The organism is Pedobacter chitinilyticus (genome assembly GCF_003313385.1).
Taxonomy (GTDB): domain Bacteria; phylum Bacteroidota; class Bacteroidia; order Sphingobacteriales; family Sphingobacteriaceae; genus Pedobacter; species Pedobacter chitinilyticus.
Genome location: NZ_QMHN01000006.1, coordinates 21432 through 48165, shown reverse-complemented (window position 1 = coordinate 48165; position 26734 = coordinate 21432). Strand labels below are relative to the sequence as shown.

Here is a 26734-nt window from a genome sequence, read left to right as displayed (position 1 = left end):
GAAACAAAATAAATGACAACATGAAAAAATTAATCATAAGCTGCTTACTATTAGTAGCTGCAAGTTTTACGCAAGCACAAGAGACCGCCGAGGTAAAGAAAGTAACCTACCCAACAGGTTTTTCTGAACAGTTAAATGTGGTTTATGCTAAAGTTGGCGATTGGGAAGGTAAAATGGATTTGTACCTGCCACCTACAGACAAAGGACCAACACCAATTGTGATTAACATCCATGGCGGTGGTTTTAACAAAGGAAATAAAGAGTCGCAAACGGGCTTTAATAGCTTCTTTAAAAACGGTTATGCCGTAGCTAACATTGCTTATCGTTTGGTGCAAATAGCACCAGCACCTGCTGCGGTTGAGGATACTCGCTGCGCTTTGATTTACCTGATCAAAAATGCCAAAACACTGAATATCGACCCAAATAGAATTGTAATTATGGGAGGTTCGGCAGGTGGCCATTTAGCTTTAATGGGCGGCTTACTAGGTAACGATACCAAATTTGATGGTAATTGCCCAGGAGTGAAAGACGTGAAAGTGGCGGCCATTATCGATAAATATGGCATTACCCACGTAGGTAATTGGCCTAGTAGCTCGGCAAAGAGATGGTTAGGTGATAGAGCGAATGACCAAGCTTTTGTGCAATCTGTTTCTCCTTTGTATCAAGCAAAGAAAAACAGCCCACCAGTATTTATTGTACATGGCGATGCTGATCCAGTAGTGCCTTACCAACAATCTGTAGACTTGAAAAAGAAGTTGGATGAGTTGGGTGTGAAAAACAAATTCATTACGGTTGAAGGTGGCGAGCATGGAAAATTTCCAGCGGAGAAAAATTCAGAAGTAAACAAAGCGATCATTGATTTCTTAAAAGAATTGGGCATTCACAAATAACTAGTAATATCCCGTCATTTCGACTGGAGCGAAGCGAAATGGAGAAATCTTTGAACTTGACAGATCTCATACAGCAAACTTAAAGATTTCTCCTTATGATCGAAATGAAGGAATATAAACTAACATCAATGCAAAAGATCTTCAATATATATTTGGTTATGGCTGCTATTGCTATCTCAACTTGCTTAAGTGGGCTGGGGTATGCAATACAGCCTTTTCTTCAAAAAACGTCAAAGCCAATTATTGTGGAAAACAGTACTCAGCTTAAGAGAGCATTGGCTACTGCAAAGCCTGGAGATTCCATCGTCTTAAGAGATGGGGTATACGAAGGTAAGTTTGTGATTGAAGCTTCGGTTAGTGGCACATCAAAACAACCTGTGGTGCTTACAGGCGGTAGAAATGCCATTTTGGATGCAGGTAACAACCAAACGGGGTATGTACTGCACTTAAAAGCCAGCTATTGGAAAATCAAAGGGCTTACCCTGCAAAATGGCTTGAAAGGCCTTGTGACCGATGGGGCAAATTATAACATCATCGATGGTGTTTTGGTCACTCAGTTAGGTGAAGAAGGAATCCACTTTCGGGCTTTCAGTAAACACAACATCGTTAGAAACTGCGAAGTAACCCACACAGGAAAGAAAAGTCCAGGTTACGGAGAAGCTATTTACATCGGTTCGGCCTACAGCAATTGGGCCAAGCATAGTGACGGAAAGCCAGATCAATGTGATTCGAACCAAGTGCTGAACAATAAATTGGGACCTTACGTTGCAGCCGAATGTATTGATATTAAAGAAGGTACGACCGGAGGGATTATCAGAGGAAACACTTTTGAAGCGCAAGGAATTACTGGTGCGAACAGCGCTGATAGTTGGATTGACGTAAAAGGTAACCATTATTTGATTGAAGGAAATACAGGCTACAATACCCAACCGTCTATATTGTTGGATGGTTATCAGGTCAATTGTGCTTATGAAGGTTGGGGCTCGTATAACAAGTTTAAAGGTAATATCAGCCATTTAAATACGGATGGTTACGGTATTAACGTCCGCTTAAAAAGCGCAAAAGGCGAAGCGGTGGGGAATGAAGTGTATCAGGATAACAAAGTTATTAATGCTAAAGGCATTACAAATATTCAACTGACTAACAAATAAGGATAGATCAAGACCACTAGTATTAAAGATTTATCAAAAACTAAAAATAAACAGATGAAAGTAAAAGGATTAAGATGGTGGATTATATCGCTAATCGCATTAGCGACAGTAATCAACTACATCGATAGAAGTGCGATTAACATTCTTTGGCCTTATATCTATAAAGAATTTGGCATTGCCGATGTTGATAACAAAAGTGCCTTAGCGTTAATCACTACTTTCTTTATGATCGCGTATGCCTTAGGGCAAACCTTTACAGGCAAAATGATGGATGCGATTGGAACGCGTATGGGTATGACATTATCTATTTTAGGATGGAGCATTTCCATTGCTTTACACGCCTTTGCAAAGTCCTTACTGTCTTTCAACATCTTTAGATTTATGCTAGGTTTTAGCGAAGCAGGTAACTGGCCAGGAGCAACCAAAAACAATGCAGAATGGTTTCCAGCTAGAGAAAGAGGTATTGCACAAGGAATTTTTGGTGCAGGAGCATCATTAGGTTCGGTAGTGGCTGCACCCGTAATTGCCATTTTGTATGTGGCTTTCGGCTGGAAAATGACTTTCGTACTCATTGCAATTTTAGGATTGATTTGGATCATCCCATGGCTTTATGTCAACAAGGCAACGCCAGATAAACACCCTTGGATCACAGAAGAAGAACGCAATTACATTTTGGCTAAGCCAGAAGTAAAGAATGCGGTTGAAGTAGAAGAAGCACCAGTATTAACTTGGAGAGAGCTTTTGAAATTCAGAAATACTTGGGGAATCATCACGGGTAGGTTTTTTATCGACCCTGTTTGGTGGTTGTTCGTCACCTGGTTACCAACTTTCCTAAAAGAGCAATTCATGTTCGACATTAAACAAATTGGTGCGTTTACTTGGGTGCCTTATCTATTTGCTGCGATAGGAAGTTTGGTAGGTGGTTACCATGCATCTGTTCAAATAAAAAAAGGCGTTGAGCCGCAAAAAGCACGTAAAAATGCTATTGCCGTAGGTAGTGTCATCATGTTGGCTTCCTTGATTGTCATCGTTTATCAGTTAGGTAGCTTAAAAGATACCCCAACTTTAGCGATGATGCTGATTGGCTTTACGCTTTTTGGCTTCCAGTACTTGATCGGTAACATTCAAACCCTTCCTAGTGATTATTTCAACGGTAAAAACGTAGGAACAGTAGCAGGTATGGGCGGTACGGCAGCAGTAGCAGGCACTTTGCTAACTACTTGGGCAGTTCCAGTAATTACCCAAACCAGTTATGTGTCTTTCTTCGTATTAGCGGCAGTATTAGTGCCAGTTTCATGGTTATGTATTAAATATATTTCATCAAAAAAATAAAGAATTAAATAATAATAGTATGCGTTTAAAAAACAAAGTTGCGATAGTTTCTGGAGGCTCTAGAGACATAGGTAGAGCAGTTTCTTTGCAGTTGGCAAAGGAAGGGGCCAAAGTGGTGGTAAATTACTTTGATAATAAAGATTTAGCCGAAGAAACCTTAAAAATGATACAAGATTTAGGCGGAGAAGGCATTATTGTAAAAGCAGATATGACCAAAGCAGCCGAAGTGGAAGCTTTAGTAGCTGATGCTAGACAAGCTTTTGGTGAGGAGATCAATGTTTTAGTAAACGTAGTTGGCGGTTTAGTTGCACGTAAATCTACTGCAGAAATGGACGAAAATTTCTGGGATTTTGTAATGAACGTGAACTTGAAATCTGTTTTCTTAGCAGTTAAGGCGGTTTCTCCTTTCATGCCAGCAGGTTCTTCAATTGTAAACTTCTCTTCGTTAGCTGCTAGAGACGGTGGTGGTCCAGGTGCAAGTGCTTACGCCACTTCAAAAGGTGCGGTAATGACTTACACCAGAGCTTTGGCAAAAGAATTTGGTCCTAAAAATATTCGTGTAAACGCTTTGGCACCAGGAATGATTGCAACTACTTTCCACGATACCTTTAGCAAGCCTGAAGTAAGAACCAATGTAGCCAATGCCACTGCCTTAAAAAGAGAAGGTGATGCGCAAGAAGTTGCGGATTTAGTAGCTTATTTGGCTTCGGATGAGTCAAGCTTCTTAACAGGTAACAACATTGATATCAATGGTGGTTTAGCATTTTCTTAATGGAAAGAATACACCGTTTTTATTTAAGGTTTTAATTAAATTTAAATACTCAAAAAAGGGGTGGATACTGGTTTTTAAAGACCATCCCTTTTTTATAAAGCAACTAACCAACTAAAAATCCAAACAACCAACAAACTATTTATTACTTGCCAGAACCAATAAAACGCAAGAATAAGTAATGATTTATCAATCAAAATTCCCTTCGCTCTGAGGAAAAAGCCAATCGGCTGAAAAACTTTTCCTCGTATTTTTTTTGAATATAAATAATAATGATATATTTGGTAAACCAATTTTTGGTAAACCAATTTAAGCCGTCAATTTTTGGAAAACTGGCGCAAACTAACCATATATAAAACCTGATTTGCTATGACATTAAAAAATCGCGTTGGCGGCGTCATTTTTTTGCTGTTGTGCTTAATATCCTTCGGGCTAAGTGCACAGACGGTGAAAATCAAAGGCGTTGTTAAATCTGAAGACGGACAAGGTATTCCTGGCGTATCGGTAACCATTAAGGATACCAATAAAGGCGTTTCTACCAATGAAAAAGGAGAATACGAAATCTCTGTTCAAAAAGGTAAAATCCTCGAATTCAAATCGCTCGGCTATAAAATACATTTACAAGGTGTAGCAAATAGCACTACTATTAATGTCACTTTAGCAGAAGACGTCAACTCCATGAGTGAAGTATTGGTCGTAGGATATGGTACGCAAAAAAAATCCACCATTAGTTCGGCAGTAAGTAAGCTCGAGAATAGAAACTTGGACGAAATTCCCACGTCGAGGCTGGATAATGCTTTGATTGGTAAAATTGCGGGTTTAACCGTACAAAATAACAGCTCAGAAGTGGGCTCGGACCCAACTTTAAGAATCAGAGGAGCAAGTTCCATTAACGCCAACGCTGATCCTTTAGTCGTAGTAGATGGACATCCCATTGCAGATGGCTTAGCTTTTATCAATCCTTACGATGTAGAATCAATTGAGGTGTTGAAAGATGCGGCTTCATCAGCCATTTATGGTTCAAGAGGTGCTAACGGGGTAATTTTGGTAACTACCAAAAAAGGGGTTGCCGATAAACCTAAATTCTCGGTTAAATCATATTATGGTTTAAAGGAAGCTTATAAGGTATATCCAATTTTATCAACCACAGATTACACAAAATTGTTATTTGCAGAGGCGGCTTTAAGGCAAAATGACCCTAGCGTACCAGCCAATGCTAAAAACATCATCAACAATAACGAGCGTGCTGCTTATATTATCGAAAACCAAATTAGCGGTACACCTACCGATTGGCAGGAAGAGTCATTGAGAAATGCAGGAATCTATAACCTACAACTTAATGTAGCGGGAGGTAAAAAAGATTTGAGATATTACGTTTCTGGGAACTTACAGCAGGATCAGGGCATCATGAAAGATAGCGAGAACAATAGAGGAAACATCCGAGTGAAATTGGACGTTAACCTTTCTCCAAAATTGATGTTAAACGTAAACATCAACCCAACCTATACCAAAATTCAACGACCAGCAGAAAATTTTACCAATTATTACCGTTTTCCATCGTTTTTGCCGGTTTACCACTCGGCATTTACAGCGGCATTTGTGAACCAAAATTCGCAATGGGCAAACCTAAGGGCTGGCGATTGGGCGCAAGCTCGTCACTTTACCAATCTTAATTATGCAGGTACCATGCCTGATGGTTCTTTTTGGCAAAGTTCGGGAGCGGTTTCTCCTTTTTCATCAACCAACAATACACCGTTGTCACATGCAGAAAGAGAAGATCGTTTATCTGAAAGCTATCGTTTTCAAGGAGGTACAGATTTAACCTATAACCCAAGCAAAAGCCTTTCGTTTAAAACCTCTTTAGGTGCTTATTATCTATCTAGGGAAGATAAAACGTTAATTAGAAGCGAAGCTCGTAAAGATGGCGACGTGAATATGGCCACCATTACTAACGGCACTACCATCGATATTTTGTGGGAAAATACCATGAACTACACTAAAAGCTTCGGTAATCACAACTTTAAAGGATTGCTAGGTTTTACCGTACAAAGCAATACCGTAAAAGGCACAGAGCAAACGGGTTATAACTTCCCTTCTGATGACTTTACCACGCTTAACCAAGCTGCTTATTTCGATCAAGCACCTGCTATTCCAGTCAATGTAAAAACAGGGTTGATTTCTTATTTAGGACGTGTGAACTATGATTACCAAGGGAAATATATAGCTACGGCAAGTTTACGTACGGATGAAAGTTCGATTTTTGGTCCAGGTAACAGAAGAGGGTGGTTCCCTGCATTTTCAGCAGGTTGGAACATTGCCAGTGAATCTTTTATGAAAGGCAGCAAGAAATGGTTGGAAAATTTAAAATTGAGAGCCAGTTACGGTGAAACAGGGAATAATCGAATCACGCCATTCTCGTATTTAGATTTGTTGTTCAGGTCTAACTACGTATTCGGGGAAGGTACTGGTCAGTTAACGGCAGGCCAATCGCCTAATAACGTGGTCACCTATGGAAGAGATATTACTTGGGAAACAACGAGATCAACTAATATTGGTTTAGATGTCGGTTTGTTCAGAAATAAATTGCAACTGAGTTTAGAGTTCTATCGCTCTATTACCAACAACTTATTGTTACAGCAATCACAACAAGCCATTACAGGTTCATCTTCTTTCTGGACCAACAACGGAAAAATCAGAAATCAAGGTTTCGAAGTGGAGTTAACCTCTAACAATATCGGCACCAAAAACTTCAATTGGACTACTTCCGTTAACATTTCAGCCAACAGAAATAAGTTGATCAAACTAGGTGGCGATGAACCTTATTTGTTCAACTATGGAGAGCGTAGCGAAATTTATGCTTCTATCGTAGGTCAACCTTATGTACAATTCTACGGTTACAAAACGGATGGGGTTTGGAAGTCGCAAGATGAAGCCAATGCAGCCGTAGCCTCAGGACAAACTTCTGTTTTGCAAGGTTATTTTGCGGCTGGTGGTGTAAAATTAAAAGACATCAACGGCGACAATAAAATTGATTTGAACGATAGAGTAATCATGGGGTCGCCATTTCCTGATTTTACTTGGGGAATCACCAATACTTTCAGGTATAAAAATTTCGATTTAAACATCTTGATGCAAGGCTCACAAGGTGGACAATTAATTAACGGCGATTTATATTACAACGAATCAAAGAGACAAAACGAAAACTATATTAAAAACAGATGGGTAAGTCCAGCCAATCCAGGAGATGGGAAAACGCCTTATTTCACTAATGGTATCGCAGCAGATTTGCTATTAACGGATTACGGTGTAGAAAGTGCCTCTTACGCTTATTTAAGAAATGTGATTGTAGGTTACACAATGCCTTCTTCTATCGCTAAAAAGCTTAAAGTAAGTAGTTTAAGGTTGTACGCTTCGGTAGATAATGTGTTTTTCATTACTGGGAGCTCATATAGAGGCATTAATCCAGAAGCGAGGGTAACGTCTGCTTCTTATGCTTCTCCAGTGATTGTGGGTTATCAAAGAGGAGGTTTCCCAGTAAACCGTACATATACATTTGGTCTTGATTTTAACTTCTAATACCTGCACATCATGAAACAAATCAGAAAAATATCAGCTCGCTTCATCATTGTGGTATCATTGGTATCAGCCGTTACCTCATGTAAAAAGGTGGTCGATGTAGATCCCATCTCCAACGAAGCAGTTAAAAACTATTATAAAAATTACAAAGAAGTTAGTGTTGCTCTAGCGGGATGTTATAATGGGATGCAAGAGCCATTGATCAATGAGTGGCAGTTTACAGAATTGAGGAGCGATAATGCCCGTCAACGTTCGGTAAATAGTACCACAAACGTTAATATGGAACTTAATGTGCTAAATCTGTATACCGCGGGCCCCTCACATCAACAGATTTACAACTATTGGCTGGCTGTATATAAAAACATCCGTAACGTTAATTACGTATTAAGAAGTTTAGGCGTAACTTATCAGGGCGGTCAGTTGGTTTTTGGTACGCCTACAGCCACTGTTACCGATGCACAACGCGATGAGTTGGTTGGACAAGCCCTGTTTATTAGAGCTTACCATTATTTCAACTTGGTGCGTTTATACGGTGGAGTATTTATTGTAACGGAACCCTTAGAAGCCGCACAAGCGAGAAAAGTGAATCGTTCATCGGTAAATGATTGCTATAATTTAATTGTTAAAGATTTGGAGGCAGCGGTAGCCAAAGCAAGCGCTAAGCCTTTCGGCCAAATTACTTCAACAGACTTAGGTAGGGCAAATGCATGGTCGGCCAAGGCACTTTTAGCTAAAGTATATTTAACCTTGCCAACCCCACGCGCAGCAGATGCTTTAACTTTATTGAACGATGTGATTGCAAATAGTGGATATGGCCTAGAAAATAGCTTTGCCCGCGTGTTTGCCATCAACAACGAGATGAACAAGGAGATTTTATTTGCGGTAAGATACAAAGCAGGCTTGGTTGGTTTGGGTAATCCAATGGCCAATATGTTTGCTCCAGCAAGTAGTGGCGATGCCATAATTAACGGTGATGGAGGTGGCTTTAATTACCCAACAACCAGTATCAATACCGCATTTACCACCAGTGCAACCAGTTTTTCTGATGCTCGTAAGGATGTGACAATTGCAGCTTATTCAAACAGTACTACACCACTTTACGTGAACAAATTCTTTTCAAAAGTAGTGGTGGCTAACGATGCGGAGAATGACTTTACCGTGCTACGTTTCTCTGATGTATTGCTATTGAAAGCCGAATCTCAAGGTTATGATGGTGCTGCAGGAAGTTCAGTTGGATTAATTAATCAGGTGCGGGAAAGAGCAGGCGCAGGTAATTACATCACAGGAAATTTTACCTCGGCATTTTATAAATATCCAGCTTCGGGTACAGGTTCAATTGCCAGCGCAGCCGATTTCCAAACAGCGATATTGAAAGAAAGACGATTAGAGTTTGCCTTTGAAAATCAACGTTTATTTGATTTGATGCGCTTTGGGCAAGCAGTAACGAACATGCAAAATCACTATGCTACAGAATACAGTGCGTATTATAGCAGATTTAATCCAACGATTCCTTTAGCTACGTTGCAAGCAAATATTAATAATGATAAACTGTTATTGCCTATTCCACAAAGAGAAATAGATACCAATACAGACATAAAAATTCCACAAAACCCAGGTTATTAATAAAGGTTTAAAAAGAATTAAACATTAAGGAATGAAGATAATTAAGAAGACCACATGATACAAAACTTAATGTCTCTAATTTCTTAATGGTTTAAAAACTAAAATGCTCTAAGATGTCTTAGGTGGTAAAAAAGAATTAAAACGCCTTAAATGGTAAAAAAATAAAATTAAACAAATGAAGAAAATCCTAAACCCATTATTGTACTGCTGTTTAGCACTGGCAATAATAGCTGGCTGTAAAAAAGATGATTTTTCTGACGTTGGCGATGGCACGGTAACTGCCCAAGATTACATCTTTAACCGAGCTACCAAAACATTTGATTTAGGGAACGAGCTAAAGAGCAGCATCTCAGCATCCGAAGGAGTTAAATTTGTGTATTGCTACTTGGTACGTACCACTGGAACCGATTCACTAATTCACGTAACAGATAACAAAGGAGCCATTACCCCAACTTACGAGCTCTCTATCCCTATCACTGCTTTTCCCGTAAACAACATGAGTAAAGTAAAAGGGGTGAAAATCATGGTAAAACAAGGGAACAACAGCTCTTTGGAAGGCTTTGTGAATATCAAATACTTCGATCCAGCTTTACCACAATTCAGTGCTTTTCCACCTACCATCACTGCAGATCTTAATGGTGGTGCAACTGCCATTGCAGGTAATATCCAATCAGAATATGGAATTAAGCAGGTAAATATTTACGACGATTATCAACTGGAGAACACTTATGTTTTGGTCAGCAGTATCACGAATACCAGCAATGCTAAACAATACGCTTTAAACTATGCCTACAACTATCGTAAAGCAGCACAGCATATCAAAATCATTGCTACTGATATTTATAATCAAACCAACGAGTTGATCATTAATATGCCAGTAGATGTGTCTATCTTCAAGCCTAAATTTGTAGGTTTTGCGGCGAACATCACTCCAGTAGTAGGCGGAACAACACCAGTTGGCGGGCAAATTACTTCTATCACAGGATTGAAAAAAGTAGAACTTTACGATGATAGAAATGGAAGCTATGCATTGCTTTCGACCAAAACTTTAGCAGGGCAAACCAATTACAGTTATACAGAGAACTATCAATTCAAAAAACGTGCTGAACACTTAAAAATCATTGCTGTAGATAATGATGACTTACAAACCGAATTGATTATTCCGTTGAACGTCACCTATCAAAGTGTGCTTTATAGAGACGTAGAGATGAATGCACAAACACTAGGTACCAAAACGGGATTCCTGAAAAATGGCAACACCATTGGAAACTGCGAGTTGAACGCTAACGAAGCCAATATGTATTTGATATTTGGTGCACAAAGCACAGGGCCAGTATTGTTTAACCCTGCAACGGCAGCAACAGGTTCAATAGCTTCTAACTTAAAATGTAATAACGTAGGCTGGAGCCCAACCAATATCTCTGTTATCCACGATACAAAATTTAGGGTGCTTATTGATGGTGCAAGTACGGGACAATCAGCCATTTATGATTTGTTGGAAAATGGAGAACTGGATGATTTAAGCAATGCTTTCTTCAGTGCGAATAGTATTTCAAACCCTTCATCAAATAACCCAAGGTTTGACGCTGCTGCTGCACCAACAACGTCTGTTTTTAATGCAACTACAGCGAGGGTAATCTTCATTAAAATAACCGATCCTTCTACATCAATAGTAAAAAATGGAATAATCCATGTAAAAGAAGGTGTTGCTGCTAATCCAATAGGCAACTCAACCATAAAATTCGATATCTATATTCAGAAATAAAGGCTTTTTGGTTTATATGTAAAAATGATTTGTCGTTTCAGTCGGAACCTCCGATTGGGACGGCAACATTTTAACTAGTGATTAGGAACTAGTAATTAGGTGTCAGTTTTGAATAACTAATGATAAAAATCCAATGGTCAATTTCTAAAATAACCAACCAACTAAGAATCCGCGGCAATCTGCGTTTGAATCTGCGATGATCAGCGGAAAAACAATCGACTAATCAACTAAACATCCATTCATGACAAAGTTCCCTATTTCTTTTTTAGCCCTTCTGTTCATTGCCTCGCTTACAAAAGCCGCCGATGTTCTGGTAAGTACTCCGCAAGAATTAAAATCAGCGGTTGCCAAAGCAAAACCTGGCGATGTGATTCTGCTTAAAAATAAAGTTTGGAATGATGTGCAATTAGTTGTTTCAGGTAAAGGCACTAAAGAAAAACCAATTTGGGTAAAACCGGAGAACGGTGATAAAGTGCAAATTTCGGGGAAGTCTAACCTTAAGATTGGTGGCGAATTCATCATTATCAAAGGTTTACATTTCAAAAGTGGTTACAGTCCTAAAGATCATGTGGTTAATTTTAGGATAGATAACGATAACTTGGCAAATAACTGTCGCATCACTCAATTTGCAATCGAAGACTTTAGTCAGCCAGAACGTTTTAAAGGCGATTCTTGGGTGACTTTATGGGGAAAGAATAACCGTGTTGACCATTGTACTTTTACCAATAAGCTTAACGCTGGACCAGTAATTATTGCCGAGCTTAACGATGAGCGTAGTCAACAAAACTACCACAGCATCGATTCTAACTATTTCAACGGTCGTCAGCGTTTCGGTTCTAATGGAGGAGAGACGATCCGAATTGGCGTGTCCAGATATTCACTTACCGCATCCAAAACCCAAATTGTGCACAATCTTTTCGAAAGATGCAATGGCGAAGTAGAGATCGTGTCCATCAAATCGGGAGAAAACAACATCAGCTTCAACACTTTCGTGGAATGCGAAGGAAGTTTGGTATTGAGGCATGGTTCTAAAAATGTAGTGCAAGGCAATCTTTTCTTGGGAAATAATAAGCCATTCACAGGCGGGGTTAGGGTCATTAATCCAGGTCATCATGTGTTTGATAATGTATTTAAAGATTTAAAAGGTACTGCATTTCGTTCGCCATTAGCGGTCATGAATGGGGTGCCAAATTCGCTCATCAATCGTTATTATCAAGTAGTTGATGCAAAAATTGAGCGAAATACTTTCATCAATTGTGAACCATCATTGTTTGGAACGGGTAAAGATGCTGAACGTACTTTATCTCCGCAAAGCGTGATTTTCTCCAAAAACTTATTGGTTCAGCCTGTTAAAGCGCTTTATGTAGATGAAAATAAAGATGGCGGTATTGCTATTAAAGACAATGCTTTACAAGGTGATTTGCCTACGCAGGAAGGTTTCGTGAACAAGAAAACAACCAATGTAACCATTAACGGCATTTCGTTTCCTTATCTGGCCGATTATGGAGCGCCACTAAAGAAAATGAAGTTTGTGCAAAAGAAAGATGTAGGTGCATCTTGGTATCAACAAGAAATAAAAGCGGTCAATACACAGCCTAAAATTGTAAAAATTAGTGCAAAAGAAAGCAATAGCATTCAACGAGCAATAGCCAAATTAAGCGATGGTGATATCATTGAACTAACCGACACAGGTTTTTATAGTGTTGATGATGAAATTATCGTCGACAAATCGATTACCATTAGAGCAGCAGCTGAACTAAAAAGCAAACCTATTTTGGTGAACGGGAGCAGTAAAACCCTGCCAGCTTTCATCACTATTGATAACGGAGCAACATTGAAAGTAAGTGGCATTGCTTTCAAGGGAGCTTATGGTAGTGGGGGTGATGTGCGTTGTGGTATCCGCTCTACCGAATTGCCGATGAACAAGCCCTACAAAGCTTTTATCGACAGATGTGAATTTTACGATTACAACGAAGGCTCTTTTGCAGGCTTTAAGGGTAGTAAATCAACCTTGGCTGATAGCTTGGTCATCACCAATTCATTGTTTAGGAATATTTCAGGAACAGGAATCAATTTAGCGGAAGAAAGAGACGATAAAGGCATTTATGGAGCAGAATATACCGTGGTGAAAAACTGTGTATTTACCAATATTTTAGGAAGTGCCATCAATGTATATCGTGGTGGAAACGACGAGAGCACCTTGGGACCATTTGTAACCATTGAGAATTGTACCATCAACGAAGTGGATAACAGAGAGCAAGGTTCAGCGCTTCGTTTGTTGGGTGCTCAATACGCTAGGGTGCTTCATACAAATTTCGTTAACAGCGGTCAGGGAGGCAGATCTTTAGAGTTTAGAGAGTTCCGTTGGGACGATATTTTGGTGGATCATTGCAACTTCTATCAATCTGGAAAAGTGGATACGTATTACAATAAGGCACTTGGAAAGCAAATTTTCGAGATTAAGCCAGAGTTTGTCAATATCAAAGAATTCAATTTTAATTTAAAGGATGGATCAGCGCTTTCGTCAAAAACAAAAGCTGCAGGAGGTGTGGGTGCAAGTTTATAGGTTAAACCTTAAATAACCATACAATGAAAAAATATGCTTTAATGTCCTTGCTAATCGCGACAATTTTTTCGTGTAAAAAAGATGCCGTAGTAGCACAAAAAGAAGAAAAGATTGTGGTTGAAGTGCAGAAAGAAGCACTGGCGCAAGCAACAACTACCGTAGTCAATGTAACGCCATCAACCACGCTCGATGCTGCATTTTGGTCGGGTATACAAACCATGCTGCAAACGAACGCTGTAGATGTGGTTTTTGCTGACGGAACTTACAATATCACTTCTACCATCACTTTGTCGAACATTGGAAGTGCCACTAAAAGACTTCAGTTAAAAGCAAATACCGTGGGTGCTGCGGTGCTTACGGGATCAATTGCCAAGCTGATGTCGCTAAACAACTGCCAAAATATATTGATTCATCGGTTAAAATTTACTGGTGCCGTATCAGAATATGCTTTAGTAATTCAGCGCAGTCCAAACATAACGGTGGCTTATTGTCGTTTTGAAAATATGCCTAATTTGTATTACGGTGCTGTTGGAGCCCATTACGCCACTTCCAATAATATTATCATCAGGCAAAACCAATTCTCTAACATTGGAGTAGGCTCAACCGCACATATGATTTACGGCGCTTTTGGCGTTAAACGATTGAAAATTTTAGAGAATACCTTTACAGATTGTTCGGGTTCATTCATTAGATTTAGGGGCGATAATTCTACCCATGGCGTAGTTTACGGCAATACTTTTAATTCAACAGGTGCCTACATCGTAAACGGAATAGGTGTAAATCCAATTTTTGTAGAAGTGCCTGTTTTTAATGATGTAAACCCTGGAGATGAGACCTTTGGAACCAGTTTTATGGTGACGAAAAACAATTTTAATTACGCTACGGTCGGGAATCAGAGTACAAGATTTGCTTTGGCTTTTCACCACAGTGGTTTTAATCCAACTGGTCGTACGCACTTAATAAGTGCTGCCGATGCTGCAACTTTAGGAACTGGAACTGTTACCGAAAAAAGAGCCATCATGTCTAGCAAATTAGGCTTAGACGGTACTAAGATTTTATACGGTGGAAATAACAATGTTAATCTATCCACTCATGTAGTTTACAGATGTTGGGAAGCGTATGGCGCTACAGCACCTTGGACTGGTGTGGTGAGCATCAGCTCGGCGGTAAGTTCAACGGGATTAGCCACTACTTACGATGAAGCGCTCGTTTTTTACGATAATTTATACTAAAGATATTTTAAAATGAAATTGAATTTTTATGCTGGTTTAGTGCTTATCTGCGGACTTTCTTATAGCAGCTGTGCAAAAGCAGTTGAGGCAGATTCGCTGACTAAAAAGGTAGAAGAACAAGCAACCAACAGCGACAAAACATATACCATTGCCAACGCAGCAGAACTTAATGAATTAAAATTGGCTCCTGGCGATAAAGTGATCATGAAATCGGGCGAATGGAAGAGCCAAATCATTAACTTTAAAGGAAAAGGAACAGCCGAAAAACCCATTACACTGATTGCAGAAACCAAGGGAAGTGTGATTCTATCCGGCAACTCTAACCTTAAAATTGATGGTGAATGGCTAGTGGTCGACGGACTTTTTTTCAAAAATGGGTCTTCCTTAAAAGATGACGTGGTGATTTTTACTAAAGCCACTTCTAACAGTCGCTTAACCAATACCAGCATCGAAAATTATAATCCGAGCGACAAAACTTTAGACTATAAATGGGTATCGCTTTACGGAAATCATAATAGGGTTGATCATTGTTCCATTACAGGAAAAGCACACCAGGGAACGACTTTAGTGGTTTGGTTAGATGATAAACCAAATTATCACCAAATAGACCATAATTATTTTGGTCCTAGACCAGAATTAGGGGCTAATGGTGGTGAAACCATCCGCATAGGGACAAGCACTTTTTCAATGAACGATTCTTATGCAACGGTGCAGAACAATATTTTTGATAAATGCGATGGCGAGGTAGAAATCATTTCTATCAAATCTGGTTTTAATAAAATTATGAATAACCTGTTTTACGAATGTGCAGGTACAGTTACTTTTAGACATGGCAATAACTCTGAAGTGAGCAGTAACTATTTTATTGCGAACAATGTCACCAACAGCGGCGGAATACGCCTTATTGGTGAAAACCAAAAAGTGCACGGAAATTACTTGTACAAAGTGGCAGGAAGAACATTACGTTCCGCGATTTCTGTGATGAATGCTTATGAAAAACCAGCACTAAGCGATTATTGGCAGGTGAAAAATGCAGATATTCAAAACAACGTTATTGTAAGTGCCAGAGAAGCTTTTGTGTTAGGTTCGGGGAAGGATAACGATAGAACAGTAGCTCCTGACGGCGTTAACATTAGCAATAACTACGTTATTAACCCAACAACTTTATTGGTTACCCAAGATGAACCGAAAAACTTGAAAATGCAAAACAATCAGGTAGAAGGTGCTAGTATTGTTGCAGGTTTTGTAAAAATGGGCAATGATTTACAAATGTCGGATGGAATTTGGCAAAAGAAAACCGAATTGAAAAAGCCTTTCTGGTTAGAAACAGCCATTGGTCCTGATTGGAAAAAAGACAATAGGAGTTTTATATTTAAGTAATCGCTATTTCGAATCACCTTCACCGTCATTTCTACAGTACTATTTTCTCGTCATTTCGACGATAGGAGACCGCGTAGCAGCTACGAAGTAAAATCTTTCGATATGCTAGGCGAACAACATTAAAAGAAACTTAATGGAATATGTGCAATAAATATAATGTCACCACTTCGTGGTTTATTGACTGAAATATTATTTTCTAGAATAATGTCAGTCCTTCGGACTTGTTGTCTTATGATTTCGTGAAATCAATACTTTGGATATTATGCCTAACCAAGATTGGTGCTATTAATCTAACATTTCTTTGGAGCTTGATTTTGTGACCGTGCAAATCCGAAAAATTAATCCTTTAAACGTATCACCTAACCACGAAGTGGTGAAATTATTCTAACAAGCTATGCAAGTGATAAAGGAACCCTGAAAGGGTGACATTTCTAACTGTTTCTATTCATAGGTTGCAAGATTTTCCCATTATTTTCTGTCCGTTATTTTTGTCATTTCGACGATAGGAGAAATCTTTAAACTCAGAAGATAATTGCATTAAAAATGCCCGATAGCCCCGACAGTAGTGAGCACGAGTTAGCAGGCGTAGCGTGCTAACGAGTAAAACGAATGGCGGGACTTTCCATTAACTCCCGTACAAAAACTGCGCTTCAAAAATGAAAAATAGATGTTCGGGTAGCTTGCATTCTCCTTAACACAAATTAACACCTAAGCCCTTGCATGTTTGTAAATTAGTTTCGTATATTTACGATTATTTCGTAATTAACTGATGGAGAAACTAACACAGCAAGAAGAAGAGGCAATGCTAGCCGTTTGGCAAGTAGGAGCAGGGTTTATTAAGGACTTTATGGATGCTATGCCAGAACCAAAAACTCCATACACGACTTTGGCTTCAACCATCAAAAATTTGGAACGTAAGGGCTTCCTAAAAGGTGAGCGTTATGCAAATGCCATTCGCTATAGCGCTAAAGTAAAGGAAGCTGACTATAAAAAGCGTTTTATGAACGGTTTTGTGAACGACTATTTTCAAAATTCGTATAAAGAACTGGTTGCGTTTTTTGCCAAAGACAAAAAGATCAGTGCGGCCGAACTTAAAGAGATAATTGACCTGATTGAGAAACCAGAAAATCAATAGAGATGCCACATCTTTTCATTATCCTTTTGAAGATAAACTTGGTGCTGCTATTATTTGCAGCAACCTATTATCTTGTGCTGAGAAGGCTAACTTTTTACATGTTGAATCGTTGTTTCTTGATGTTGGGGATCGTTTTTTCAACCGCTTATCCTTTTATAGATTTAACGGAGTTTTTTCACAGACAGGAGATCAACAACAACGTAGTTACCTATTTACCACAGCTTAACCAAACGGCTTCTGAATTGGTGCCTACTGGTTTTTTTATCAATAACTGGCCTATACTAAGTGCGCTTTTTTATTTAGGGGTTTTGTTTATGACTATTAGGTTAGGGGTGCAGTTTTTATCTCTTTACAAAATCCATCGTAAATCTCAACCTGGTACAGTAGCAAACTATAATGTGCGCTTGTTGAACGAAAGTGTAAGCCCTTTTTCATTTTGGCAAACGGTGTATGTTAATCCAACTTTGCATAGCGACCATGAGTTAGATACCATTTTGGCGCATGAAATGGTACATGTAAAGCAATGGCACTCGTTGGATATTATTTTAGCCGAACTGAGCGTGGTGTTTTACTGGTTCAATCCGGGGGTGTGGTTGATGAAAAAGGCTGTAAAGGAAAATCTGGAATTTATTACCGACCAAAATATCCTTAAAAAGGGGATGGATCGAAAAGTTTATCAATATAGCTTGCTAGGCGTAGGACAATTAACACCTTCGGCGGCTATTGTAAACAACTTTAATCTTTCCGATTTAAAGAAACGGATTCAGATGATGAATGCCAAGCGTTCTTCAAAAATCACATTGAGTAGATATCTTTTTGCACTTCCTGTACTTTTGCTGACTACTTTGGCCTTTACCGTATCTAAAAAAGAGCTGAAACAGCATTTGCCAATGCTTTCGAAAATGGTGACCGTTGCCACAGAAGAGGAAGCCGCAGAACCAGTGAAAGCAGTTGCACATGTAAAAGCGCATCAGCATAAAGTATTTGTTAAAAAAGAGGCACCTGAAAAGACAACGGTAGATACTGTTGCTAAAATGGATGTTTTTGTAAGTAATATTTTAATCAAAAGAGATAGTACTAAGCATGGCCCAAAAGAGATTGAGGAGATGATGATTGCTGCAATAAAGAATACGTTTAACTCGCCTGAAGCTGCTAAACTGGTAAAGGGCAAGGGGAAAATTACCCAACGAATTATATTTGTGAAATCTGACAGCGTTGATGCTTCTAAAATGGCCAATGCTAAAAATTTATCTATCCAGTTTAAAGCAGCTGGCAGCTTTGCAGATGCACCTAACGATGAAGATAAGGTCGTGATGGTAAGGGCATTCAGATCTAACGACAGCACAAAAAATGCAGGCAAAGTAGATTATTTGATCAATGGTAAATTATCGCATGTTACAGACTTCAATAGGCTTAACCCTAACGAAATTCAACACGTACAGGTTGTGAAAGCAGATGGAGGCAATAATCCTCAAATACGCATAGAAACTAAAAAGAGAACCGAACTTTAATCGATTCTCTTTTTTATAAAATACCTTTCAACCTCAAATGCTGGATCAACATCATGGTTTTGGCATCTTTGATTTCGCCACTATCAATCATTCCCAATGCCGTTTCGAAAGGAAATTCCAATACCTCAATATGTTCTTCTTCGTGTGCTAAACCACCACCATGGTGTATTTTCATTGATGTGTCGTAGGCAGCAATAAAGAAATAGATAATTTCAGTCACCGAACCTGGAGACATATAAGCTTCGAATACCTTGGTCACCTCGCTAATTTGATAGCCTGTTTCTTCTTCAGTTTCCCGTTTAATGCAATCCTCAGGATTGTCCTGGTCAAGTAGGCCAGCACAAGCTTCTATCAGCATGCCTGATGGATTGCCGTTTAAAAACGTAGGTAAACGGAACTGTCTGGTCAAAATGACGGTTTGCTTTGCTTCATTATACAATAGAATTGCGGCACCGTTGCCTCGGTCGTAAGCTTCTCGGTTTTGTATTTGCTTAGAACCATCACGCTGCGTAATTTCATAGGTAACCTTATTTAAAACATACCAGTTATCACTTAGTACTTCGGTAGATAGGATGTTGATGTTATTCATATTTCTATTCTAAATAGATGTATTTCGCTTGTTTTGTAACGAGTAGCTCCAGTAAAGGAAAAGCGGAAGTGGTCAATCCAACCTACTTCCGCTTTATTAAATTAACGCTCTAGAATATATAACTAACCTATCGAGATTTTATTGCATCGCTATTCAAATCATCTCAATTAAATGAATAACTAATTACAATCAGTAATTGAAGGTGGCTCTAACCATGGCTACTCTTCCAGGAATTTCATAGGTGCCCACGGTTAAAGAGTTGGCAGAAACGTTGATGGCTTCAAATCTTTTCACGTTGGCCAAATTGGTAATGCCAAACTCAAGGTCAGTTTTCAGTTTCAATACTTTATACCTCACATTAAAATCGGCAAACAAATATTTCAAATCTGGCTGACTTGACTGTTGGGTAAAGATGTGCTCCGCTGAGAAATTCAGAAAAACCGATTTGAGCATGGTTACGGTTAAGCCGGCTTGTTGCCTTAGCTGTTGGTAATTGGTTGAAATTCCATTGCTCACCGTTTTGTTTTTGTTGTTTGAAAAAGTACCGTTGTAGCTAAAGTTCATGAATTTGGTAAGCTTTGCCTCAATACCAGCTTTGTAGGTGTAAGTATCACTTTCGAAAGGTAATAGCTCATTGTTCTGTAGCTGCTGGTACTGGTTGTGGCTATAATTAAAACCTGCATTTACAGTACTTCTTAATGCAAATAGGTATTTGCTCAAACCACTGTTTAAGGATAAAGTTTTCATTTGGTTTTCCAAAGGAAGTACAATGCGTTGCTGTGTATTGTTGGTTAAAGTATAGGCTGAAATGGTATTTAAATTGGTAGTGCTATAGGCAACGCCAATGTTTCCGAATACCATTTGTATGGCTTTGCGGAAATTGAACGAACCCGCAATGGCATGTGTAGCGCTTTCGGAAACAGGTGCATTGTTGGCAAATAACGAGCGGTAGTTTCGTAAAACAGCTCCATAATAGACATCATCAATAGTGCCTAAAGAATTTCTATAGCCATAATTGGCACTCACATAATTTTCGGGACTGGTTTGATATTTGAAATATACCGAAGGGTTCACAAAAAATCGTTCGAGCTTTTTGTTTACCGCATGATTGGCGTCATCGTAGCTGATCGTATTGTAGCTTAATGGAATGCGAACCGTAGCGGTGATTTTGTCGGTGGTGTATTCATAGCTGTTCTCAAGGTAAGTTCTTGAACGAAACCAATCCAGATCATTTAAGGAACCTGCTATGGCCAATTCACTACGACCGTCATTTTGAATTTTGTTAAGTTCGGTTTCTAAATTTTGCTGTTGAAGTAAAAAGCCAGCCCTATACGTTTGCACAAAGTTGCCTTTCGGAAATGCCATGGATATTGCATTGTTGGTGTACCACGTAGGCAGTTTCAAATATTGGTTTAAACTATTATAAGGCATGCCATTGTTCAGAATGTCTTCATTAAGTCCAGGTTTGATGCTAAGCGTTTCGGGTTGCGAAGAACGGCTGAGGCTTGAAGAAAGATGAAAGATATTCCCTGATTTCAATTTCTTGCGGTAGCCCAAATCATTAGATAAGGTAAACATATCCTGACTGAGCGATTGAAAAGCGCCTACGCCGTTAATAAATACATTAGAATTTGTACGATTAGGATTATATTCAACCACAAGAGCATTATTAAAAAAGTAGCCATCTGTATTTCCGTTTAAAGTGAATTGACCTCTTAATTTTTGAGGGTTTAAAAAATTGTCTTGGTTTTCCTGATAACTAATGGTTTGGCCGCCTAATCTGGTTTCCGAAGATTTGTTGTACACTTGCTTGCGTTCATCATATAAGTAGGAAACATTGGCTCTTAGCTGTAAGTCATTATTAAACTTGAAAAGATTGTTAAGGTTGGCCTGTCCAGCTTTGTTAAACAGGGTTCTGCTTTGCGGTAGGGTAGGTACGCCTGCTGCCCCTGCGGTAAGCAAGTTGGAAGGCTTGCTATTGTCGGTAGCTAACGGGTTGAACGAAGTAAGGTCAATTCCTGGGTCAATGCCAATATTGTTACCTTTTAAGTTGTTCAAAAATTTCACTTTCTTATTAAACATCATGGCGTTAAAATTGCCATCAAACCTTTCTGGAGTTCCCACACCTGCTTTAATATCGCCCATGACCTTTAATTTGGCCTCGTCTTTAATCACTAGATTGAGTGCTACATCTTCACTGGTGTTGTTTTTACGTAGCATTTTTATAGGTTGGTCATTCTCAATTACCTGTACTTTATCAACTGCTCCATGAGGAATGCTTTTGGTGCCTATGCCATATTTATCTTCCAGTAAATTATCGCCATCAATATATAGATTGGAGATATTCTTGCCATTGTAGCTTATTTTTCCGTTTTCGGCGACTTCAATACCAGGCATTTTTTTCAGTACATCACCAATGCTTCGGTCTTGTTTGTCCGAGAAATCAGAAGTCTTATAATTTAAGGTATCACCGTTTGAGCTTAATTTCGGGCGATTCTTTACTTCAACTGTTTTCAGTGCAATTTCGCTTTCGGCCAAAACCACTTGATACGGCTTGTTAAGGTCAGTAACAGCAATAGATTTCTTTTCAAATCCCAAGGTGCTGAATTCTAGGGTAAGTCCTGTACCTACTGGATCAACATTGATCGTAAAATCACCTTTTTCGTTAGTGCGGGAAAAAGCTACCGTGTTTCCTTCCTTATCTTTTAAACTAACCATCACCGAAGGAATTGGCTTGGCTTTTTCGTCTTTAACGTTCCCTTTTATTTGTTTTTGGGCAAAAGCGATTGAAGTGCCCATACCTATTAAAGCAATGAGCAGAAACAGTACCTTTTTCATCTTTTGTGTGTTTAGGAAGTGGCCATCAAGACCGATGGCCACCATAAATAGTTTGTTGGTTTGGTTTATTTCTTCTCAGGAAGCTCAATAGGATTGTTGAGAACCATTTTTTTTATGCTACTTGGGGCTGATATTCTTGTGGTATTGGTAACTCCAAAGCTTCCACCTGTATTTCTGCTGGCTAATTGTGCATTAAGAAATCCTTGAGGATCTTTGTCTCTGGCTTCTTTCAGCTTGTCTATCTCTTTTTGGGTTGTTTTTACTGCATCGGTAGGCAGTTTGATCTCATTTCCTAAATAAGAAGCACTACCGTCCATGCCTGCAAATTTGATAATGCCTGTGCCACCATTCGCCATGGCAACAGGTTGCTCGGTTTCTTTTGCAGGTGCGGTCTCGGTAACTTTATCGATGCCTGCAAATTGAAACTTAACTTCGTTCTTTTCGTCGTGCGCCTCCACAATTAAACCTGGTAAACCATTCAATTTCCAAGGACCACTTTGGAAAGGCAATTCAGGAGCGAACCAAGCAATCCAATTGCGGCCTTTGAAATAGGTAGTCGCTTTTTGGCATTTTACGCCAGAAAAGCTAGCCGTATCTTTCGTTATTTTCCAATTAATTTTAGGAGCAGTTTCTTCAATTAAATAGCTGGTGATGATTCGCTCTTTGGTGAAAAATTTGTTTTCGTTAATAAAGTAGAAATAATCAATAGGGGTAACAGGTTTATAGGAACTTCCATTAATATTAATGCTGCCAGTAGTTCCTGCTTGGTTTTTAATTTGTTCCTCAAGTTTCTTCTTCATTTCCTCATCTCTGTTTATTTTATCATAACTAGTATAAACAGATGCATTTTTACCAATCACTAATAGCATGTTTTCCGTGTAGAAGTTATCTCTCTGTGTGGTATCTCGCATATGCGAAAAACTATATCTTACTCTTGCTAATGCTTTATCGGCGCTTTGAGCGAAGGCGGTTGATCCAATAAGCGAGATAATTAAGGTTGCTTTTAAAATTTTCATGCGTTTAATAATTAAATTTTCGTAAATCTACGAAATTATCGTAGATGTAAAACCGATTTAACACTTTTTAACGGCATAACGCCATTTAAGGTAGTTCTATGGGGTTGTTGTAAATGTTAACTGCTGGTGTAGGCCTACTTCCAGGAGCTTGTTTAATCATTTGTGCCAGACCAGACATGCCGCTTCCCGCAAGTTGAGTTTTTGCAAAACCTACAGGATCTTCTGCTTGGGCCCTTTTCAGTTTTAGAAATTCTTCTTTACTCGCCTTGATCGCCTTATTCGGAATTTTGATTTCATTCTCCATTAAATCTACGTTGGCCATCTCCCCTATAAAAGGCTCCTTGCTAACGTTTGCCTTTTTTTCGGCAACTTCTAAACCTCCAAAAAGGAATTGCACTTCTTTTTTGGAATCGTAGGCCTCTAAAATAAGACCAGGTAAGCCGTGTAATTTCCAAGGGCCACTTTGGAAAGGCATATCAGGAGCAAACCAAGCAATCCAGTTTCTTCCCCTAAAAAGCGCAGTGGCCTTTTGGCATTTCACTCCCGACAAGGTGGCAGTATCTGTGGTGATTTTCCAATCAATTTGAGGAATGGCTTCGGTGATAAAATAAGTGTTAACTAAGTGCTCAGATCTGATGAGCTGGTTTTCAGCATGGAAAAAGTAATAATCTTCGGGGACGGTCATACCTTTTCTATTAGATTTAATATGTGCGCCATTTAAAGTTCCTCCATTATTTTTGATCTGTTCATTCACATGCTGATAAAATTCGACCTGCTGTTTCATCTTCACATAACTGGTATATCGTGAGGAGTTTTTACCAATCAGCAAAATCATTTCTTCCTGATAGGGATTGCTGCGGTTATTGGTGTCTCTAACGTGGACATAGCTGTATTTTGCTTTGGCTACTGCCCGTTCCGAAGTTTGTGCAAAGAGCAATGTAGTAGTGCAAAAGCTAAATACGAGTAAAATTAGACTTTTCATAATTACCTATTTTTCGTAAATCTACGAAATATTCGTAATAAAAGAAATAATTTGTTTCGTAATGAAGAAACGAGGAAAGAAGAATGTAGTAAAGTGTGGTAAATCAGCAGGGGTAAAGAAGAAATAGGTATAGCGGTTCAACTAAATATTTTTGCTAAGCTATTGTGTTTGAAAAAGAATTGTTCTATATTTGCACCTCGATTAAAAAAATAAATAGAAATAAAATAATTATTTAACAATGTACGCAATAGTAAATATAGCAGGACAACAATTTAAAGTTGTAAAAGACCAGCACATCTTTGTACATCGCTTACAAGGAGATGAAGGCGCTAGTATTGAATTTGACAATGTATTGTTGGTTGACAATGGTGGTAAAATTTCTGTAGGCGCACCTGCAGTTAAAGGAGCTAAGGTTTCAGCTAAAATCGTGTCTCATTTAAAAGGTGATAAAGTAATCGTTTTCAAAAAGAAACGTAGAAAAGGTTACAAAAAGAAAAATGGTCACCGCCAGTCATTCACCAAAATCCAGATTGAGAGCATCACTCTGTAGTTAATTTATTTGTAAATTCATTTTTAGCTACTTAGCTAATTATAAAAAAGATAAAAAATGGCACATAAGAAGGGAGCCGGTAGTTCAAAAAACGGTCGCGAGTCGCATAGTAAACGTTTAGGTATCAAAATTTTCGGTGGTCAAGAAGCTATTGCTGGTAACATCATCGTTCGTCAGCGCGGTACAAAACACCACCCAGATAAAGGTGTTGGTATTGGTAAAGATCACACTTTATTTGCTTTGGTACCAGGTATTGTTGTTTTCAAAAAGAAATTTGATAACAAATCTTATGTATCAGTAGTTCCTAAAGTTGAGGATGCTGCTCCTGTTGCAAAAAAGGAAGCTGCTCCTAAAGCTGAAGCTAAAAAAACAGCTGCTCCTAAGAAAGCTGCTGCTCCTAAAGCGGAGAAAGCTCCAGCAAAAAAAGCTGCTAAAGTTGAAGAAGCTCCAGCTGCTGAATCTGCTGAATAATATTTGTAATACAAAATACATGAAAAAGCCGAACATCACTGTTCGGCTTTTTTGTTTTTAGGCTATTTGCTAAGCGATAGCTTTCTCTCAAAAGCTTTCCTGATTTTCTTAGAAGTATGGTTTTGATGCACTGCATAATAAAACACTCCGCCAGCAAAATAAGCCAATACATCATAAAAATCGGCCGTATTGTAATGGGTATAGTATGGTAAGAAGCCTTCGAAAACCAATGCAGTGAGTAATGAAATGCTTAAGATTTGGTAAATAGGGTATTTAAAAGTTCCACCTGTTGTAAAGATTAGTGAGCCTAATACAAATGCAACATGTGCAATCAATGGCACAAATACAAAATCAGTTAGCCAATTGTTAAGAAGAGGGATGGGGAAGTGTAGTTTTCGGGTGTACCTGATCAATAACCACGAACAGCAATAAAATATAAAGTACTTGTCGAGGGTGATGAGAATTAATGAGCGAAAGACGCTGCGGTTAAAACGCCTACGGCTGCACATAATACAAGCATTAAAAACATCGACCATCCAATTCTTTTCCCAGTTTTTTTCAGCCTGGAGTCATTAACATCTTCAGGAAATATCGTAGTCCTGATTTCGTATAAATTTCTGAAAAACCAATTGCCCTGTTTATTTTCTTCCATAATGGGTTATTTTTATTTTTTTTCAAATTTAGAACAAATGTTCTAAATTTGAGTGTGAAATCCAAAGAAAAAATACTGAATGCCGCGTTATTGCTTTATAATGAGCAAGGAATTAGGAATATCACCACCAGACATATTGCGGCGAGTATAGGCATGAGCGGAGGGAATTTACATTACCATTTTAAGCATACCGAGGACATTATAAGGGCTTTGTTTGATGAACTTGCCTTAGCTTATGATGGATTGATGGCTAATGCACAAAGTGTTCCGCTTGATTTGAGTGCGATTGCTTTTTTAACTGAATCTTCGTTTAAATTGGTCAATAAATACAGGTTCATATTTATCAACTTCGTTGAAATAGGGAATTGGATACCAGAAATAAGAGATGCTTATTACCAGCTTATCCGAAAACGGGAGCAGCAATTTCTAAAGGTGTTCGAGAATTTAATCGCCAATGGTATTTTTAGAGATGATATTCCCACTTCTAATAAGAGCGGTTTGGTAAAGCAGTTTTTTATCATTAATGACTTTTGGCTTTCCCATAATGAGCTTACCGATCAACATGTGGGGGAGGATGCACTCAACGAATATCAAAATGCTATTGATGTACTTTTGTGGCCATACCTAAAACGCCACCAATAAGCTTATTTCACTAGTATAAATGGAAATAAAAAAGCGTCAGATAATGTTCTGACGCTTTTTTGCA

General features: G+C 38.7%; 21 protein-coding genes. 15 read left to right on the top strand and 6 right to left on the bottom strand.

What is annotated here, in order from left to right; all coding sequences use genetic code 11:
- The first annotated feature begins 20 nt into the window (after positions 1-20).
- The 12 genes from DUT70_RS17045 (at position 21) to DUT70_RS16985 (ending at position 18930) form a co-directional block, all read left to right on the top strand.
- A complete protein-coding gene (locus DUT70_RS17045; RefSeq protein ID WP_113648577.1) occupies positions 21-890 on the top strand; it encodes an alpha/beta hydrolase in 870 nt (289 codons plus the stop codon).
- A gap of 128 nt (positions 891-1018) precedes the next feature.
- Complete coding sequence (locus tag DUT70_RS17040; protein ID WP_240432175.1) at positions 1019-2041, top strand: chondroitinase-B domain-containing protein; 1023 nt, start codon at positions 1019-1021, stop codon at positions 2039-2041.
- Between the two features lie 54 nt (positions 2042-2095).
- Positions 2096-3373, top strand: coding sequence for an MFS transporter (locus DUT70_RS17035; RefSeq protein ID WP_113648575.1), 1278 nt, complete (start codon positions 2096-2098; stop codon positions 3371-3373).
- Between the two features lie 19 nt (positions 3374-3392).
- Positions 3393-4145: an SDR family NAD(P)-dependent oxidoreductase gene (locus DUT70_RS17030; RefSeq protein WP_113648574.1), complete on the top strand. Its 753-nt coding sequence runs from the start codon at positions 3393-3395 to the stop codon at positions 4143-4145.
- Positions 4146-4511: 366 nt separating this feature from the next.
- Positions 4512-7718: a SusC/RagA family TonB-linked outer membrane protein gene (locus DUT70_RS17020; protein WP_113648572.1), complete on the top strand. Its 3207-nt coding sequence runs from the start codon at positions 4512-4514 to the stop codon at positions 7716-7718.
- Positions 7719-7730: 12 nt separating this feature from the next.
- Positions 7731-9341 (top strand): RagB/SusD family nutrient uptake outer membrane protein, encoded by a 1611-nt coding sequence (locus tag DUT70_RS17015; RefSeq protein ID WP_113648571.1) that lies wholly within the window; start codon positions 7731-7733, stop codon positions 9339-9341.
- A 175-nt stretch (positions 9342-9516) separates the two neighbouring features.
- Positions 9517-11106, top strand: a complete 1590-nt coding sequence (locus DUT70_RS17010; protein WP_113648570.1) for a hypothetical protein — start codon at positions 9517-9519, stop codon at positions 11104-11106.
- Between the two features lie 241 nt (positions 11107-11347).
- Positions 11348-13672 carry a polysaccharide lyase 6 family protein gene (locus tag DUT70_RS17005; RefSeq protein WP_113648569.1) on the top strand — a complete coding sequence of 775 codons (2325 nt, stop codon included), beginning with the start codon at positions 11348-11350 and terminating at the stop codon, positions 13670-13672.
- A 23-nt stretch (positions 13673-13695) separates the two neighbouring features.
- Positions 13696-14904, top strand: coding sequence for a right-handed parallel beta-helix repeat-containing protein (locus DUT70_RS17000; protein WP_113648568.1), 1209 nt, complete (start codon positions 13696-13698; stop codon positions 14902-14904).
- A gap of 12 nt (positions 14905-14916) precedes the next feature.
- Complete coding sequence (locus DUT70_RS16995) at positions 14917-16284, top strand: polysaccharide lyase 6 family protein (RefSeq protein WP_113648567.1); 1368 nt, start codon at positions 14917-14919, stop codon at positions 16282-16284.
- Between the two features lie 769 nt (positions 16285-17053).
- Positions 17054-17419 carry a BlaI/MecI/CopY family transcriptional regulator gene (locus DUT70_RS16990; protein WP_113648566.1) on the top strand — a complete coding sequence of 122 codons (366 nt, stop codon included), beginning with the start codon at positions 17054-17056 and terminating at the stop codon, positions 17417-17419.
- Positions 17420-17421: 2 nt separating this feature from the next.
- Entirely contained in the window at positions 17422-18930 is a 1509-nt protein-coding gene (locus DUT70_RS16985; RefSeq protein WP_113648565.1) for a M56 family metallopeptidase, read from the top strand.
- A gap of 13 nt (positions 18931-18943) precedes the next feature.
- Here DUT70_RS16985 and nudK read toward each other — a convergent pair whose 3' ends face one another.
- From nudK to DUT70_RS16965, 4 genes are all read right to left on the bottom strand, one after another.
- On the bottom strand, positions 18944-19519 hold the full coding sequence (gene nudK / locus DUT70_RS16980; protein ID WP_113648564.1) for a GDP-mannose pyrophosphatase NudK: 576 nt from the start codon (positions 19517-19519) through the stop codon (positions 18944-18946).
- Positions 19520-19708: 189 nt separating this feature from the next.
- Positions 19709-22357, bottom strand: a complete 2649-nt coding sequence (locus tag DUT70_RS16975; RefSeq protein WP_162926653.1) for a TonB-dependent receptor — start codon at positions 22355-22357, stop codon at positions 19709-19711.
- A gap of 65 nt (positions 22358-22422) precedes the next feature.
- Positions 22423-23373 (bottom strand): GLPGLI family protein, encoded by a 951-nt coding sequence (locus DUT70_RS16970; protein WP_113648562.1) that lies wholly within the window; start codon positions 23371-23373, stop codon positions 22423-22425.
- 85 nt (positions 23374-23458) lie between these two features.
- Positions 23459-24355, bottom strand: a complete 897-nt coding sequence (locus DUT70_RS16965; protein WP_113648561.1) for a GLPGLI family protein — start codon at positions 24353-24355, stop codon at positions 23459-23461.
- A gap of 238 nt (positions 24356-24593) precedes the next feature.
- On the opposite strand from DUT70_RS16965, the gene rplU reads away from it, so the two are divergent.
- Positions 24594-24905, top strand: coding sequence for a 50S ribosomal protein L21 (rplU, locus tag DUT70_RS16960; protein ID WP_113648560.1), 312 nt, complete (start codon positions 24594-24596; stop codon positions 24903-24905).
- Between the two features lie 57 nt (positions 24906-24962).
- Positions 24963-25376: a 50S ribosomal protein L27 gene (rpmA, locus tag DUT70_RS16955; protein ID WP_113648559.1), complete on the top strand. Its 414-nt coding sequence runs from the start codon at positions 24963-24965 to the stop codon at positions 25374-25376.
- A gap of 62 nt (positions 25377-25438) precedes the next feature.
- On the opposite strand, the gene DUT70_RS16950 is transcribed toward rpmA, so the two are convergent.
- Positions 25439-25717: a hypothetical protein gene (locus DUT70_RS16950; protein WP_113648558.1), complete on the bottom strand. Its 279-nt coding sequence runs from the start codon at positions 25715-25717 to the stop codon at positions 25439-25441.
- A 122-nt stretch (positions 25718-25839) separates the two neighbouring features.
- Positions 25840-26028 (bottom strand): hypothetical protein, encoded by a 189-nt coding sequence (locus tag DUT70_RS16945; RefSeq protein ID WP_113648557.1) that lies wholly within the window; start codon positions 26026-26028, stop codon positions 25840-25842.
- A gap of 54 nt (positions 26029-26082) precedes the next feature.
- On the opposite strand from DUT70_RS16945, the gene DUT70_RS16940 reads away from it, so the two are divergent.
- Positions 26083-26670 carry a TetR/AcrR family transcriptional regulator gene (locus tag DUT70_RS16940; RefSeq protein WP_128353381.1) on the top strand — a complete coding sequence of 196 codons (588 nt, stop codon included), beginning with the start codon at positions 26083-26085 and terminating at the stop codon, positions 26668-26670.
- Positions 26671-26734: the final 64 nt, after the last annotated feature.